The 15,658-nt window shown below is 51.5% G+C and carries 11 protein-coding genes; 4 read left to right on the forward strand and 7 right to left on the reverse strand.

Annotated features, from left to right (window positions below):
* Positions 1-40 precede the first annotated feature (40 nt).
* Genes PMPD1_RS20780 through argC form a run of 3 tightly spaced genes read right to left on the reverse strand, consistent with a single transcriptional unit; the run spans position 41 to position 3,077 of the window.
* Complete coding sequence (locus PMPD1_RS20780) at positions 41-1,255, reverse strand: argininosuccinate synthase (RefSeq protein ID WP_173635826.1); 1,215 nt, start codon at positions 1,253-1,255, stop codon at positions 41-43.
* A gap of 25 nt (positions 1,256-1,280) precedes the next feature.
* Positions 1,281-2,057, reverse strand: a complete 777-nt coding sequence (gene argB, locus PMPD1_RS20785) for an acetylglutamate kinase (RefSeq protein ID WP_173635827.1) — start codon at positions 2,055-2,057, stop codon at positions 1,281-1,283.
* Positions 2,058-2,072: 15 nt separating this feature from the next.
* On the reverse strand, positions 2,073-3,077 hold the full coding sequence (gene argC / locus PMPD1_RS20790; RefSeq protein WP_173636306.1) for an N-acetyl-gamma-glutamyl-phosphate reductase: 1,005 nt from the start codon (positions 3,075-3,077) through the stop codon (positions 2,073-2,075).
* A 179-nt stretch (positions 3,078-3,256) separates the two neighbouring features.
* Here argC and argE point away from each other — a divergent pair, with 179 nt between their 5' ends.
* Both argE and ppc read left to right on the forward strand, forming a co-directional pair.
* On the forward strand, positions 3,257-4,408 hold the full coding sequence (gene argE / locus PMPD1_RS20795; RefSeq protein ID WP_173635828.1) for an acetylornithine deacetylase: 1,152 nt from the start codon (positions 3,257-3,259) through the stop codon (positions 4,406-4,408).
* Between the two features lie 245 nt (positions 4,409-4,653).
* Positions 4,654-7,305, forward strand: a complete 2,652-nt coding sequence (gene ppc, locus PMPD1_RS20800) for a phosphoenolpyruvate carboxylase (protein ID WP_173635829.1) — start codon at positions 4,654-4,656, stop codon at positions 7,303-7,305.
* Positions 7,306-7,412: 107 nt separating this feature from the next.
* On the opposite strand, the gene metF is transcribed toward ppc, so the two are convergent.
* From metF to metB, 3 genes are all read right to left on the reverse strand, one after another.
* Entirely contained in the window at positions 7,413-8,318 is a 906-nt protein-coding gene (gene metF / locus PMPD1_RS20805) for a methylenetetrahydrofolate reductase (protein WP_173635830.1), read from the reverse strand.
* 232 nt (positions 8,319-8,550) lie between these two features.
* Entirely contained in the window at positions 8,551-10,986 is a 2,436-nt protein-coding gene (locus tag PMPD1_RS20810; protein WP_173635831.1) for a bifunctional aspartate kinase/homoserine dehydrogenase II, read from the reverse strand.
* 2 nt (positions 10,987-10,988) lie between these two features.
* Complete coding sequence (gene metB, locus PMPD1_RS20815; RefSeq protein WP_173635832.1) at positions 10,989-12,149, reverse strand: cystathionine gamma-synthase; 1,161 nt, start codon at positions 12,147-12,149, stop codon at positions 10,989-10,991.
* A 212-nt stretch (positions 12,150-12,361) separates the two neighbouring features.
* Here metB and metJ point away from each other — a divergent pair, with 212 nt between their 5' ends.
* Positions 12,362-12,679: a met regulon transcriptional regulator MetJ gene (metJ, locus tag PMPD1_RS20820; RefSeq protein WP_173635833.1), complete on the forward strand. Its 318-nt coding sequence runs from the start codon at positions 12,362-12,364 to the stop codon at positions 12,677-12,679.
* Between the two features lie 10 nt (positions 12,680-12,689).
* Here metJ and PMPD1_RS20825 read toward each other — a convergent pair whose 3' ends face one another.
* Positions 12,690-13,598 carry a LysR family transcriptional regulator gene (locus tag PMPD1_RS20825; protein ID WP_173635834.1) on the reverse strand — a complete coding sequence of 303 codons (909 nt, stop codon included), beginning with the start codon at positions 13,596-13,598 and terminating at the stop codon, positions 12,690-12,692.
* Between the two features lie 322 nt (positions 13,599-13,920).
* Here PMPD1_RS20825 and PMPD1_RS20830 point away from each other — a divergent pair, with 322 nt between their 5' ends.
* The gene (locus tag PMPD1_RS20830) at positions 13,921-15,651 is read left to right on the forward strand and encodes a ShlB/FhaC/HecB family hemolysin secretion/activation protein (protein ID WP_173635835.1); all 1,731 of its coding nucleotides are present in this window, start codon (positions 13,921-13,923) and stop codon (positions 15,649-15,651) included.
* Positions 15,652-15,658 lie beyond the last annotated feature (7 nt).

The raw sequence follows: 15,658 nt of genomic DNA on the forward strand, positions 1-15,658 counted from the left end.
TGCCTGTAGGAGCGAGGCAAGCCTCGCCCACCATGGTGAATCACTTTTTCTCGTTCAATGCGCGGATGCGTGAAGAGAGCGAGAACAGACGAATAAAGCCGCCCGCGTGACGATGGTCGTACACTTCATCCTCGCCAAAGGTGGCAAACTCTTCCGAGTAGAGGCTATTCGGCGATTTTTTCTGAATCGCGGTCACCTGCCCTTTATAGAGTTGTAACACCACTTCGCCATTCACCTCTTCCGCCAGTGACGCTGCGGCAGCCTGCAATGACTTACGCAGCGGAGCGAACCAGCGCCCATCGTAGACCACATAAGACATTTCCAAACCCAATTGTTCGCGCCATTTGAAGCTATCGCGATCTAACACTAATTGCTCAACGGCACGTAGTGCGTTGACCATAATCGTGCCGCCTGGGGTTTCGTAACAGCCGCGCGATTTAATCCCCACTAAGCGGTTTTCTACGATATCAATACGACCAATGCCGTGTTTCGCCCCAATAACGTTCAGCTTCTCCAGGCAACCAAACGGGCTCAACGCTTCGCCGTTTACCGCGACTACCAGTCCTTTCTCTACGCTGATCGTCACCTGCTCTGGCGTATCCGGCGCTTCTTGCGGATCAACCGTCCATACCCAGCAATCTTTATTCGGCGCATTCCACGGGCTTTCCAGCACGCCGCCTTCGGTAGAGATATGCCAGGCGTTCTCATCACGGCTGTAGATCTTTTCCAACGACGCAGTGGTCGGGATATTACGTTCTTTCAGATAATCCAGCAGCGCTTCACGCGAACGCAGATTCCATTCACGCCACGGCGCCACCACTTTTAGCTGCGGCGCTAACGCGGTATAGGTGGTTTCAAAACGCACCTGATCATTCCCTTTACCCGTAGCTCCGTGGCATAGCGCATCTGCACCCACTTTTAATGCCAGTTCTACCTGTGCTTTGGCGATAATCGGACGCGCCATTGAGGTGCCGAGCAAATAGGTGCCTTCATACAGCGCGCCGGTTTGCAGCACCGGATAAACGTAATCACGGATAAACTCTTCACGCAGATCGACGACATGACATTCGGATGCGCCAGACTGAAGCGCCTTTTTCTCTACGCCTTCCAAATCGCTACGGTCCTGGCCGATATCCGCCACGAACGCCACCACTTCGCAACCGCCATAGTTCTCTTTTAACCATGGGATGATGGCCGACGTATCCAGACCGCCGGAATAAGCCAGAACGATTTTTTTTATGCCTTGAGTTTGCATCTCTTAATCCTTGAACACTGTTTCGTTATGCGAGAATCCGGGTGCCGATAGACACGCCGCTAAAAAGAACCGGGAGTTGTTCTGCGTGACGCCAACTGGCGATATCCACCGGTCGGCCCAGCGTCCGCGCCGCATCAAGCGCCGCATTAACTTTAACCACCATGCCATCGGTAATAATGCCTTGCGCGATCAGTTGCTCCGCTTTCGCGGCGGTCATTTCAGCAATACGTTGGCCTTTCCCATCCAGAATACCGCTCACATCGGAGAGCAGCACTAAATCTGCGCCCAGCGTCGCCGCCAGCGCCGTCGCAGCCTGATCGGCATTCACATTCATTAACTCACCTTGCGCAGTAATCCCGATCGAACTGATAACCGGCAAAAAACCCGCGCTAAGCAAGGTATTCAGCAATACCGGCGACCCTGGAGTAGCGTTACCAACATGGCCGAGTTCCTCATCGAACTGTTCAACGTTAACGCTACCACCATCACCAAGGCAGAGCCCTACCGCTTCAATATGATGCTTCCTCGCCCATGCCAGCAGCGTTTTATTCGCGGTGCCAGCCAACGCACCGGTAATGATGTCAATCTGGTCGGCCGGCGTTACGCGCAAGCCGTTTTTCTTTTTCACTGGCAGCGCCAGCTTTTTCATCAGTTCATCCACCAGACAGCCACCGCCATGCACAATCAGCACAGGACGTTGATGCGATTCGCGCCAACTGACCAACGCGGTGAACAGGCGCTCTAACGCTTCTTCGCTATCGAGTAACACGCCGCCCAGCTTGATAATAAGAGGATTCGTCATAGTCAATTTCGCCGGTTAAATAAGTGACTGCGTTTCAGGGAAACCGAAACGAATGTTTAAACACTGAACCGCCTGCGAAGCAGCGCCTTTCAGTAAATTATCCTCCGCCGCGACCACAATGAGATGCTCGCCTTGAACATCAAAACCGATATCGCAATACGGTAGGCCCACCACGGCTTTCAGCGCCGGTACGCCTGTTTCATAGAGGCGTACTAACGGCTTGTCGTGATAAGCGTTATGGAATGCTTCAGCCACATCCTCTCTGCTCACGTCATGATTTAAACGGCAGGTGATAGTGGCGAGGATCCCGCGGGCAAAGTTGCCAAGATGAGGCGTGAAAATTACTGGCACGCCAAGGTGGGCAACAATCTCGGGATGATGACGATGATTAAAGATGCCGTAAGGTTGCAGGCTAACTTCACAAAAGCTGTTATTTAACGCCGCCTTGCGCCCGGCGCCGCTGACGCCGCTGGTAGCGTTAATCACCGGCCACTGAGCGGGATTTAATAAATTCGCCTCAATAAGCGGTTTCAATGCTAACTGTGAAGCGGTGGGATAACAGCCTGGCACCGCGATCAGTTGCGCTTCTTTAATCGCACCGTGTTGCCATTCCGCCAACCCGTACACGGCTTTATCCAGCCACGCCGCGTGCTGATGCGAAAAGCCATAGTATTGTTGGTAGAAATCAGCGTCGTTGACCCGAAATGCGCCAGAGAGATCAAACACCACGCAGCCCGCGTCAAGAAACGCTGGTGCTAATGCGTGACTGACTTCATGCGCGGTCGCGAGAAATACTACATCAACCTTACCGGCATACTCTTGCGCAGCGCGCAGCGGCTGCAACGGTAAGTCGAGCACGCCTTTAAGCTGTGGGTGCAGGTCGGAAAGTAATTTTCCCGCATCCGGGCTTTGCGCTGAAACCGCTAAAGCGGTTATGTTCATATGTGGGTGGCGATTCAGATAGGTCGCAAGCTCTACGCCAGCATAACCACTGGCGCCAACAATCAGCGTATTCAACATCAGGCTGTATACCTTCTTACAGTCACAAAATTCCGGGATGGCGCCGCTGCGGCGGCATACCCATGAAGTCAGGCGATGGGAGAGGTCATTTTGCGTTTCCCAGTCGCACCGTGTTAATGTATTTTTATTCACTATTAATGCATGAATATTGATACATCCTAACTCAAGGACCGTCAACAGTGAAGACAAAATTACCGCCTTTTATTGAACTCTACCGCCAGTTAATCGCTACACCATCCATCAGCGCAACCGACAGCGCGTTGGATCAAAGTAATGAAACTTTAATCAATTTACTCGCTGGCTGGTTTCGCGAGCTTGGCTTCAGCGTTGAAGTGCAACCGGTACCCGGCACGCGCCATAAATTCAATCTGCTGGCAAAGAGCGGCAATGGCGCTGGCGGCTTGTTATTAGCAGGACATACCGACACTGTTCCGTTTGATGATGGCCGCTGGACGCGCGATCCATTTACCCTCACCGAACATGATAATAAGCTCTACGGTCTGGGCACCGCCGACATGAAAGGGTTTTTCGCGTTTATCCTTGATACGCTACGCGATGTCGACCTTAGCACCCTGAAAAAGCCGCTGTATATTCTGGCGACCGCCGACGAAGAAACCACCATGGCTGGCGCGAAGTACTTCTCTGAATCCGCTACTGTACGTCCGGATTGCGCCATCATCGGCGAACCGACCTCGCTCAAACCGGTGCGGGCTCATAAAGGCCACCTCTCAAATGCGATTCGTATTCAGGGGCAATCTGGTCACTCTAGCGATCCGGCACGGGGCGTTAACGCGATCGAATTAATGCATGACGCCATCGGTCATCTGATGCAATTACGCAATACGTTGAAAGAACGTTATCACCACGATGGCTTCGCGATCCCTTACCCCACAATGAATTTTGGTCATATCCACGGCGGCGATGCGGCTAACCGTATTTGCGCCTGCTGCGAGTTGCATATGGATATTCGTCCACTGCCGGGTTTAACCCTCAGCGATCTGGATGGCTTGCTAAATGAAGCATTAGCGCCAGTCAGTGAGCGCTGGCCGGGACGTGTCACCATTAGCGAACTTCATCCGCCGATTCCAGGCTACGAATGTCCGCCGGACCATAACCTGGTGCAGGTGGTAGAAAAATTGTTGGGGACGTCAACTGAAGTGGTCAACTACTGCACTGAAGCGCCGTTTATCCAAACGCTATGCCCAACCTTAGTATTGGGGCCAGGCTCGATTAATCAGGCGCACCAGCCGGATGAATTCATTGATACCGCGTTTATCAAACCAACGCGTGAACTCATTGCTCAGGTTGTGCATCATTTTTGTCATCACTAAGTTACAGTTGGGGCATTTAGCTATGAAAATAGCAAGTTGCCTCAACATTGTTCCGTCTTTCGTGATAAGAATAACTTATCCCTCTTCGATGTAATTAAATTTCATAAATTCCGGTTATTTAGCCGCACGATGCGGCCAGATGAAGGCAATTGACGAATGGAAAGTTACATGGCTAGATAAAAGGCGATGTTATGCCCATAAGGGTGAAATAAAGTTACAAAAACAAGAAGGGTGTCAGGGGTCATATGAACGAACAATATTCCGCAATGCGAAGTAACGTCAGTATGCTCGGCAAATTGCTCGGGGATACCATTAAGGATGCGCTGGGAGAAAACATCCTTGATCGGGTGGAAACCATCCGTAAGCTCTCCAAGTCATCCCGTGCGGGAAATGACGCTCATCGCCAGGAATTACTGTCTACGCTGCAAAACCTGTCTAATGATGAATTATTACCGGTGGCGCGCGCGTTTAGCCAGTTCCTGAACCTGACCAATGTCGCCGAACAGTATCAAACCATTTCGCACAATAGTGAAGGCGCAAACCACCCTGAGCTGTTGAAAAAAGCGTTTGAACGCCTAAAAAAACAGCCCGACCTCGACGAAAAAGCTATCCGTGACGCGATTGAGTCGCTCTCACTCGAATTGGTGCTCACCGCCCACCCCACGGAAATCACCCGCCGTACCCTGATCCACAAATTGGTTGAAGTAAATACCTGCTTAAAACAACTCGACCATAACGACCTTTCCGACTACGACCGTAATCAAATTATGCGGCGTTTACGTCAATTGGTGGCGCAGGCATGGCACACAGATGAGATTCGCAAATACCGCCCGTCGCCGGTCGATGAGGCCAAATGGGGCTTTGCGGTGGTTGAAAACAGCCTGTGGGAAGGCGTCCCCAGTTTCTTACGCGAGTTGAACGAACAGGTCGAAGAAGCGTTCGGCTATACGCTACCGGTGGATTTCGTTCCGGTGCAATTTACCTCCTGGATGGGCGGCGATCGTGACGGTAATCCAAATGTCACGGCCAGCATCACCCGTCATGTTCTCCAACTTAGCCGCTGGAAGGCCGCAGATCTATTCTTACGCGATCTTAGCGTGTTGATTTCCGAGCTTTCGATGTCAGAGTGCTCAGAGGAAATTCGTGCGCTCTGCGGTGATGCCGATGCGCAGGAACCCTATCGGGTAATCCTTAAACGCCTGCGCACTCAGTTACTGAATACGCAAACTTACCTGGAACATCGCCTAAAAGGCGAGCGTCTTCCGCGCCCTGCCGATCTGTTAATTTCTAACGATCAACTGTGGGAGCCGCTGTATGCCTGTTATCAATCATTGCAAGCCTGCGGCATGAGCATTATCGCTAATGGGCAACTGTTGGATACGTTACGCCGGGTGAAATGTTTTGGCGTACCGCTGGTGCGTATTGATATTCGCCAGGAAAGTACTCGCCATACCGAAGCGATTGCTGAAATTACCCGTTATCTCGGCCTGGGCGATTATGAAAGCTGGTCCGAGGCGGATAAGCAGGCGTTCCTGATCCGCGAGCTGAACTCTAAACGCCCATTACTGCCACGCCAGTGGGAACCGAGCGAAGAAACGCGCGAAGTGCTGGAAACCTGCCGCGTAGCGGCAGAAGTACCGCGAGGCTCTATCGCCGCCTATGTTATCTCAATGGCGAAGACCCCATCCGACGTGCTGGCAGTTCATTTACTGCTGAAAGAAGCGGGTATCTCGTTTGCGATGCCAGTAGCGCCGCTGTTTGAAACGCTGGATGATTTGAATAACGCCAATGACGTTATGAGCCAATTGTTAAGCATTGACTGGTATCGCGGCTTTATTCAGGGCAAACAGATGGTCATGATCGGTTATTCCGATTCGGCGAAAGATGCTGGCGTGATGGCGGCATCCTGGGCGCAGTACCAGGCGCAAGATGCACTGATCAAAACCTGTCAAAAAGCCGGGATCGCACTAACCCTATTCCATGGTCGCGGCGGTACTATTGGCCGTGGCGGCGCACCGGCGCAGGCAGCGCTGCTGTCTCAGCCGCCAGGTAGCCTGAAAGGCGGCCTGCGCGTAACGGAGCAGGGGGAAATGATCCGCTTTAAATATGGTTTGCCGGAAGTGACCATCGCCAGTCTTTCGTTGTATACCGGCGCCATTCTGGAAGCGAACCTGTTGCCGCCGCCGGAGCCAAAAGCAGAGTGGCGCAGCATTATGGAACAGTTGTCGAAAGTCTCCTGTGATATGTACCGCGGCTATGTACGAGAAAATAAAGATTTTGTTCCCTATTTCCGCTCTGCCACACCAGAGTTGGAGTTAGGCAAACTGCCGCTGGGTTCTCGCCCCGCCAAACGTCGTCCAACCGGCGGCGTCGAGTCGCTACGCGCTATTCCGTGGATCTTCGCCTGGACGCAGAACCGCCTGATGTTGCCCGCCTGGCTCGGTGCTGGCGCAGCGTTACAGAAAGCGATGGATGAAGGTCATCGCGATCAATTAGAAGCCATGTGTCGCGACTGGCCATTTTTCTCAACGCGCCTCGGCATGTTGGAAATGGTGTTCTCAAAAGCGGACCTGTGGCTGGCGGAATATTATGATCAGCGTCTGGTTGATACCTCACTCTGGCCATTAGGCAAAGAGTTGCGCGATCGGCTTGAAGCCGATATTAAAGCGGTGCTGACGATTGCTAACGACGCTCACCTGATGGCTGACGAGCCGTGGATTGCCGAATCCATCGCGCTGCGTAACGTGTATACCGATCCGTTGAACGTATTGCAGGCTGAGTTGCTCTACCGTTCACGCGCCCAGGAAGAACGCGGTGATGAACCAGATGCGCGTGTTGAACAGGCGCTAATGGTGACAATTGCCGGTGTTGCCGCCGGGATGCGTAATACCGGTTAGAACTGGCAGCGGGCCGTTCATTAACGGCCCCGCTTAAATAAAGAAAACGCAACGAAAAAAGCCGCCGCCAGAGTGATTCTGGCGGCGGCTTACTTTATTCATTCGGATTAGGCTGCGGAGGCCGCCGTGCCGGGGCGCACACCCAATGTATGGCAAATCGCATAACTCATTTCCGCGCGGTTCAAGGTGTAAAAATGGAAGTCCTTCACACCTTCACGGCTAAGGATTTTAACCATATCCATCGCCACATTCGCACCGACCATTTTGCGTGTTTCCGCATCATCATCCAGCCCTTCAAACATTGACGTCATCCAACTCGGTACCCGCACGTTGGTCATCGCCGCAAAGCGCTGAAGCTGCTTAAAGTTGGATACCGGCAAAATCCCCGGCACAATTTCAACATCGATACCGGTGGCAACACAACGGTCACGAAAGCGCAGGTAACTTTCAACATCGAAAAAGAACTGCGTGATTGCGCGGTTAGCGCCAGCGTCAATTTTACGCTTCAGGTTGATCAAGTCTGCCTGCGCGCTTTTCGCTTCCGGATGGACTTCGGGATAGGCGGCAACGGAAATATCAAAATCACCGACTTCACGGAGTAACGTCACCAAATCGGCGCCGTACATTTCTGGTTTCCCGCCGCCCGGCGGCAGATCGCCGCGTAGCGCGACAATATGACGAATGCCATTATTCCAGTAATCCTGTGCGATAGAACGCAATTCATCACGAGTAGCATCAACGCAAGTTAGATGTGGTGCTGCCTCAAGCCCGGTTCGCTCTTTAATTCCTTTGATAATGCTGTGCGTACGATCCCGCTCACCCGAGTTCGCACCGTAAGTGACCGAAACGAATTTTGGCTTCAGACTGCTGAGACGATCGATGGAACTCCATAGGGTTTGCTCCATTTCACTTGTGCGTGGCGGGAAAAACTCAAAAGAAACATTAATTTGCCCGTTCAGCTCTGCCAGACTCTGATTCAGCGCTTCGCGCTGGTTGGCGTGAAAAAAGCTCATAACCCATTACCTCATCAATCGCTACTTGTCATATTATTATTGCCATCGAACATCCATACGTTTAGACGTCCAGACACTCAAAATGACGGATCTTGTCTATAACGTCAACAAGAATATGTGTAAGGTGCGTGACAAATCTTCAGCGAAGTTGAAAAAGATTCATTACCGGCGGCATTCAGAGTAGAGAGGAAGCAGGGAAACGGACCGGGCATCTCTGCCCGGCCCTGAGAACTTACAGCAGTTGTGCCAAACGGTTAATGTCTGACTGGATCGCACCGGCGGTCACGTCACGACCCGCGCCTGGCCCACGGATCACCAGAGGGTTGTCACGGTACCAGCGGCTCTCAATCGCAAACACGTTATCGCACGGCAACAGTGATGCCAGCGGGTGCTCCGGGCGCACTGCTTCAACGCCAACCCGCGCCTTGCCATTCGCATCAAACCGCGCGACATAGCGCAATACCAACCCCATCTCCTGCGCCGCCTCCAGCCGTTGGAGCATCTGCTCATTCAATGCTTCACAATTCTCAAAGAAATGATCGACCGAACCCGCTTCACAACCGTGAGGAACGAGCGATTCAACCCGCACATGGTCGGGCTCAACATCATAACCGGCCTCACGTGCCACAATGACCAGCTTACGCATCACATCCTGGCCGGAGAGATCGACCCGAGGATCGGGTTCCGTCAGCCCCTGCTGCCACGCCTGATCAACCAGTTCAGTAAACGGCACCGTGCCGTCAAACTGCAAAAACAGCCAGGAAAGCGTACCGGAGAAAATGCCGCTAATCGCCAAAATGGTATCGCCACTCTCGCGCAGATCGCGCACCGTATGGTTGACCGGCAAGCCAGCGCCAACCGTGGCGTTGTACAACCAGTGACGACCGGTTTTGGCAAAGGCGTCGCGAATTTGGCGCCAGCTATTGCTGTTGGATGATCCCGCCACTTTATTGGCGCTGATAACGTGAAAACCGTGGCTGGCAAAATCAAGATATTGTTGCGCTAACGGCGCGCTAGCGGTGACATCCAGCACCACTAAATCATCAAACGGATGGGCGCGCATCCATAAGAACAGCGCCTCTTCATCCTGCTCTACCGCTTCATCTTCAAAAAAAGCCAGCGCGCGACTGGCGTCTAACCCGTCATAACTCAACAGGCTGCGGCGGCTATCAACCACACCCGCGAGCACAAACTCGAACCCGGTACGTGCCGAAAGCGTTTCCTGTTCACGCGCAAACAACTCCAGCCAACGCGAACCAATATTGCCTTTTCCAAAGAGCATCAGGCCAATACGTTTTTCCGCCCGGAACAATGACTGATGTAACCCCTGGATCAAATGCTCCGTCGGGCCAACGCGCAACACTGCCACCAGGCTAATGCCCTCTTCCGATTGCCAAATAAACTCAACCGGCTGATCTTTAATTTGCTGCCAAAAACGGTGACTGTGCAACGGATTGCGGCTTACGCCGGCGCCGACCAGCGCCACCAAGGCTAAGCCTTCACGTAGCTGCAACTCGCCAGGTAAATTGGCTTCCTGCAATAGCGCCAGCGCGCTGTTCACCACTTCCGAGGTATAACACAACTGAAGTAAATTACGATCCGGATGGACGCCGATCGCTAATGGGCGGATCTGCGCGCGCTTAAGTTGCAGGTCGATCGCTTTTTGTAAGGCGGCAAAATCATGTTGCGCCGACACCAGAACTTCAATCAGGCAAACATCATCATGGCTGGTTACGATGCGCGCCCCGGTTCCTGAAGCCAGTACACGCTCAATACGTGTCGATCCCTGTTCCGGCTGATAGCTACAACGCAATTGCAGATCAATATCACTACCGGATACCGGCTGTAAGGTGCGCGCATGTAATACCGGCGCGGCTAAGCGCGCCAGCTCGCTCGCTTCGTCCAGACGTAGTAACGGCAATAGACAGGCATCTTTTACCTTACGCGGGTCAGCACTATACACGCCAGCCACATCACTCCAAATGGTAACGCGGCTGGCGCTTGCCAACGCGCCGATTTGCGTCGCCGAATAGTCAGAACCATTCCGGCCAAGCAGTACCGTTTCACCCTCATCGTTACGACAAATAAAACCGGTCACCACCAGCCGCTGGTGCGGATGCTGGGCAATCAGTTGTTGTAGCAGCGGCCAGGACTTCCCTTCGTCGACTTGCGGCTGCGCTGCGCGCTCCGCCCGCAAAAAATCACGCGCATCAAGCCAACACGCATCCAAATCGCGCTGCTTTAGTACCGCGGCCATCAAACGCGCCGACCAAATTTCACCATGACCGACAACTTCGGCATAAGCCGCATCGGTAATTTTGCCATCCAGCAGCGCCGCCAGTTTCTCCAAATCATGGATAAACTCGGCAATCAAAGGTTCAGCACTTTCAGCAGGCAACAGGCTACCAATTAATTCACTCTGGTAACGCCGCAACGCTTGTTGCACTTGGTGCGCGGACAACCGATCGGTTTGGCTTAGCTTCAGCCAGCTAATAAGCTGGTTGGTGGTGCTACCGGCTGCGGACACCACCATCAAGTCACCCGGCTGGCTATAATCCGCCATAATACCGGCGACGCGCTGATAACATCGCGCATCGGCCAAGCTGCTACCGCCAAACTTGTGCAGTTGCCTTGTGTGCGCCGTCCCTGCGGCTGCTGAAATTGTCATGACTACCTCTTGGTCGCAACCCGGAATGCATTATCCAGATCGGCTATTAAATCTTCGTGATCTTCAATTCCTACGGATATGCGCAGCAACATTTCGGAGATCCCCGCTTCGGCGCGCGCCTCCGCTGACATCCCGGCATGCGTCATAGTCGCGGTATGGGAAATCAAACTCTCCACGCCGCCCAGCGATTCCGCAAGGGTAAAAAGCGCCAACGCTTTCAAAAAACGACGCAGCGTTTGCTCATCGCCATCCAGTTCGAAGCTCAACATCGCGCCAAATCCGCGTTGTTGCTTAACGGCATACTGATGGCCGAGGTTTTCTGGCAGTGAAGGATGATACAGCTTTTTCACTAACGGTTGTTGCTTCAGATAATCAACAATCGCTTGAGCATTGCGTTGCGCGGCAGCCATACGCGGAGCGAGCGTGCGTAACCCGCGTAGAAGCAGATAGCTGTCAAAAGCCGCGCCGGTTACGCCAATATTGTTTGCCCACCATGCCAACTCGGTGACCATCTCGGGATCTTTCGCGATAACCGCGCCGGCAACAACATCAGAGTGCCCGTTCAGATATTTGGTGCACGAATGAAGTACCAGGTCTGCGCCCAACGCCAGCGGGTTTTGCAGTGCCGGGCTGAGGAAGGTGTTATCCACTACGCTAATTGCGCCGGCTTCACGGGCGGCTTTACAAATCGCAGCAATATCGACAACCCGCAATAACGGGTTACTGGGGCTTTCCACCAAGACTAATTTCGGCTTCTCCGCCAGCGCAGCGTTGAGCGCGGCGGCATCATTCTGATCGACAAATTTTACCCGATAAGCGCCACGTTTACTTTGGCTATCAAACAGGCGATAGCTGCCGCCATAACAGTCATGCGGCGCCACGAGTAAATCTCCTGGCTTCAGGAACACGGTACAAACCAGATGAATCGCCGACATGCCGGTATTGGTCATTACCGCACCGGCTCCGCCCTCCAGCTCCGCCAGCGCACGCTGAACCACATCACGCGTTGGATTACCGCGCCGTGAATAATCATGCGCGCGCGGCTGATTAAAGTCGGTAAAGTTATAGGTACTGGAAAGATGGATAGGTGGGACAACGCAGCCATATTGCTCGTCATCATTCAAACCGCTGCGGACTGCGATGGTTGCCTGTTTACGCGTCATGGTGCTCACTGTTCCTGGAAGCCGAAAAGAGAAGGGCCACAGAATAGCATTCTCGCAATAGACGTCAATACATCTGGACATCTAAATGTCTTTGCGTATAGATTGAGCAAAGCGATAATAACCGCTAAGATTATGCGTCATCGCCTGGCAAAATCGGGCATAATTGGCTGATTTCCGACAATTCCACTTTTTAATGATGATTAAGGTAACCCATGGCTGAATGGAACGGCGAATATATCAGCCCCTATGCTGAGCACGGTAAGAAAAGCGAGCAGGTCAAAAAAATCACCGTGTCTATCCCGCTGAAAGTGCTGAAAATTTTGACTGATGAACGTACCCGTCGTCAGGTCAACAACTTGCGTCATGCCACGAACAGCGAACTGTTGTGTGAAGCATTTTTGCATGCCTTTACCGGGCAACCGCTGCCTGATGATGTAGATTTACGCAAAGAGCGTAGCGATGAGATCCCGGAAGAAGCGAAAAGTATCATGCGCGAGATGGGTGTCGACCCTGATAGCTGGGAATATTAGTCTCTTTCCCTCATCGGCTTTGTTGGTGAGGGAAATCATCGTGCTTCTCTTCAAAAACGGCGGTAATCACTTCAATCGCAGTCATTAGCGCAGAATGCGCCTGTTCTCCCGGCTGCCATAACATCACCAACGGATGCGTTAACCCTGCATTGCCCATTTCCGTGGCGATACTGGTTACTCCCGCTTGCTCCTCCGGCCGCCAATGCTCAGGCAAAAGCGCCCATCCTTGCTCTTCAGACAGTAACGTCAACAACATTGAGCGCTCGCTAACCACCTGAAAACGATCGGCTATTTGCATCCATTGCGCTAACCCCGGCGGCATATCTTCATAAGGAATCAGTTGGTTACGCGCCGCAAGCGTGAGCAGTGAAACCGGCTGCGCGGCAAACCAGTTTCGATGTGCATAGACAGACATCTTTAATGTACCGATAGCGCGCCATTTAAAGCTTTCACTAATTGATTGATTTCTTGCCGGATAAATCCCTATATCCACTTCGCGTTTCAGTAATGCGGCTTCAGCAAGGCTGCGACTCTGGCATAACAGATTAAGCTGAATACCATGCTCGCGCAGTCTTCGTACCAGCAACAGGAGGGGATCGCGAGGAGTAAATACGTCATAGCTGAGCGTTAACGTCTGATCGGTAGGTTGCTCTAGACTGGCGGCAATTTGCCCAAATGCCTGTGCTTCCAGTAAAAACAGCCGAGCTTGGCGATATAACAACTGCCCTTGCGATGTGAGATGCAATGGCCTGGTCGCGCGATCGAATAGTGCATAACCTAAATCAAGCTCAAGGTTTTCCACCAATTCACTGACTGTGGTGCGATCTTTCTTCAACTTTAGCGCGGCACGCGTGAAGTTACCGCACTCATATACGCAAGCAAAAGCCTCGATTTGAGCCAGTGAATAGTGAATTTTCATCCTTGAGTCTCCTGAAAAGGCTGAGAGGGTATCGTTGTTTATTTGATAGTAAGCGTGGCGTACTTACGCCGGGTACGCAACATCCTCTTCACTCGGTTTGACGAATCAGAGCCGCTGGCTATATCAAGCATTCTCCATATAAACCAAACGTCATTTGAAAATATAGCGTTAATTAATCCCGGTTATTACCAGAAACGCAAACCCAAAAGCAAGAAGGATTTCTTTAAATCCTTCCGCGGAATAACTGGATTTATTACGATTGTACCGTTCTCTGAGACTCAGTAGACTCCTTCTAAAAACGGATTAAGAATCAAGCTAATTAATGGATACTATACAAAAAGTTAATTTTATAATTTTCCCAATACTTCTCAGCGCATTCATCCTGACGTCGGGAAAAGTATCCGCCGAGAGTATAAATACGCCTGGTGAGACAATTGGCCAACAAGTTAAAGAGCAAAACAACCATCAAATAGAGCAAGATAAAGCGCGTCAGAGAGCACTCTCTCCTGATGAAAAAATGGCACATTCCCAACAACAAGGAATAAAGCGGAGAATAATAAATTTTCCGATTGAACAACCCTGCTACGACATTAAAAAAATCACCTATACGCAAGATGATACACGTTTAATTTTATCCGATCTTTCGTGGCTTACCCGGCAGGCAGAAGGAAAGTGTTTAGGTACGGCAGGCATTCAGCTATTCGTTAACACGCTGCAGAATGAAATTATTCGCATGGGGTATATCACTACACGCATTAATATACCTGACCAGAACCTGAGTGAAGGCATCCTACAATTTACTATCCTTACGGGTAAAGTAGGTAATATAAACTTGTTGGAAGGTGGCAATAATGATATTAGCCTGAGCAATACGTTGCCTTTTACTTCCGGCGACATACTCCGCCTGCGTGATCTCGAACAAGGGAGCTTTAATTTACAACGCGTACCGGGCTCCACGGTAAAAATAGAGGTTTTACCCGGCGATAAGTATGGCGAAAGTGATATTAATATCCTACGCAGACAAGATAAGTATTGGCAGGTAGGCGCATGGCTTAACGATGCGGGAAGCCGCAGTACTGGTCGTTATCAAGGCGGTGGCGCGCTTTATTTAAATAATATTACTTCACTGAGCGATACCCTCTATTTTTCTTATGGTCACGATGTCGCGTTGGGACACAAAGCCGCCGGCGGAAGTCGCAACCGTTCGCTTGGGTATTCAGTGCCGTGGGGTTTTTGGTGGCTAGATCTCTACGCCAGCCAAAGTTACACCCAGCAAAAGATTGTCGGTAACTGGTCATCATGGATGCTGAATAATAAAAACCAGTATGTTAGCGCCCAGCTGAGCCACCTCATCTCTCAAACCGCCGATCAAAAATCGGTCTTTGGCCTACAAATCTTTAATGCTGCAACGCGTTATTATTTTTACGATGTTGAACTGGCTACCCTGCGTAAATTAAACGCAGGCTGGAAGGCCATCCTGCAGCAGCAGTATCGTTTTGACAATGCCATTATTGATGCCAGTCTGAGCTATCAAAGAAAAATGCCGTGGTTTGGTAGTAGTAAAACCCCTGAGCAACAGGTCGGCCTGATTGATAGTAAAAGCAGAATTATCATGTTAGATCTGCAAGCGTCGACAAATTTCCGCATTGCGCAATCATTATTCAATTATTCACCTCATTTTAATTTGCAACTAACGCCTGACCGCTTGTCTTCGCTGGACTATTTCTCGATCGGAAACCGTTGGACAGTACGAGGATTCGATGGTGAAGCCACCTTGCAACAAAACCAGGGATGGTATTGGCGGAATGATATTAGCTGGATCGTACCGGCTCAAACCTGGCAGCCCTATTTAGGTTTAGATATAGGGAAAATCATCGGCGGCGAAACGTTAAGTGGCTATTCCGGTAAGACGCTAATGGGAAGCGTTATGGGTTTACGCGGTAAGTTCTACCATACTGGCTTTGATTTTTTTGCCGGTACGCCGCTAATACAGCCACGAGGATTTCATACCGATCCCTTTACGGTGGGTTTTTCAATGCAATGGAAATATTAAAAAAAGG

It is taken from the genome of Paramixta manurensis, assembly GCF_013285385.1.
In the GTDB taxonomy this organism is placed as follows: domain Bacteria; phylum Pseudomonadota; class Gammaproteobacteria; order Enterobacterales; family Enterobacteriaceae; genus Paramixta; species Paramixta manurensis.

Coding starts and splice junctions, on each gene's coding strand:
- PMPD1_RS20780 (WP_173635826.1), bottom strand. CDS start 1,255: ATGCAAACTCAAGGCATAAAAAAAATCGTTCTGGCTTATTCCGGCGGT.
- argB (WP_173635827.1), bottom strand. CDS start 2,057: ATGACGAATCCTCTTATTATCAAGCTGGGCGGCGTGTTACTCGATAGC.
- argC (WP_173636306.1), bottom strand. CDS start 3,077: ATGTTGAATACGCTGATTGTTGGCGCCAGTGGTTATGCTGGCGTAGAG.
- ppc (WP_173635829.1), top strand. CDS start 4,654: ATGAACGAACAATATTCCGCAATGCGAAGTAACGTCAGTATGCTCGGC.
- metF (WP_173635830.1), bottom strand. CDS start 8,318: ATGAGCTTTTTTCACGCCAACCAGCGCGAAGCGCTGAATCAGAGTCTG.
- PMPD1_RS20810 (WP_173635831.1), bottom strand. CDS start 10,986: ATGACAATTTCAGCAGCCGCAGGGACGGCGCACACAAGGCAACTGCAC.
- metB (WP_173635832.1), bottom strand. CDS start 12,149: ATGACGCGTAAACAGGCAACCATCGCAGTCCGCAGCGGTTTGAATGAT.
- metJ (WP_173635833.1), top strand. CDS start 12,362: ATGGCTGAATGGAACGGCGAATATATCAGCCCCTATGCTGAGCACGGT.
- PMPD1_RS20825 (WP_173635834.1), bottom strand. CDS start 13,598: ATGAAAATTCACTATTCACTGGCTCAAATCGAGGCTTTTGCTTGCGTA.
- PMPD1_RS20830 (WP_173635835.1), top strand. CDS start 13,921: ATGGATACTATACAAAAAGTTAATTTTATAATTTTCCCAATACTTCTC.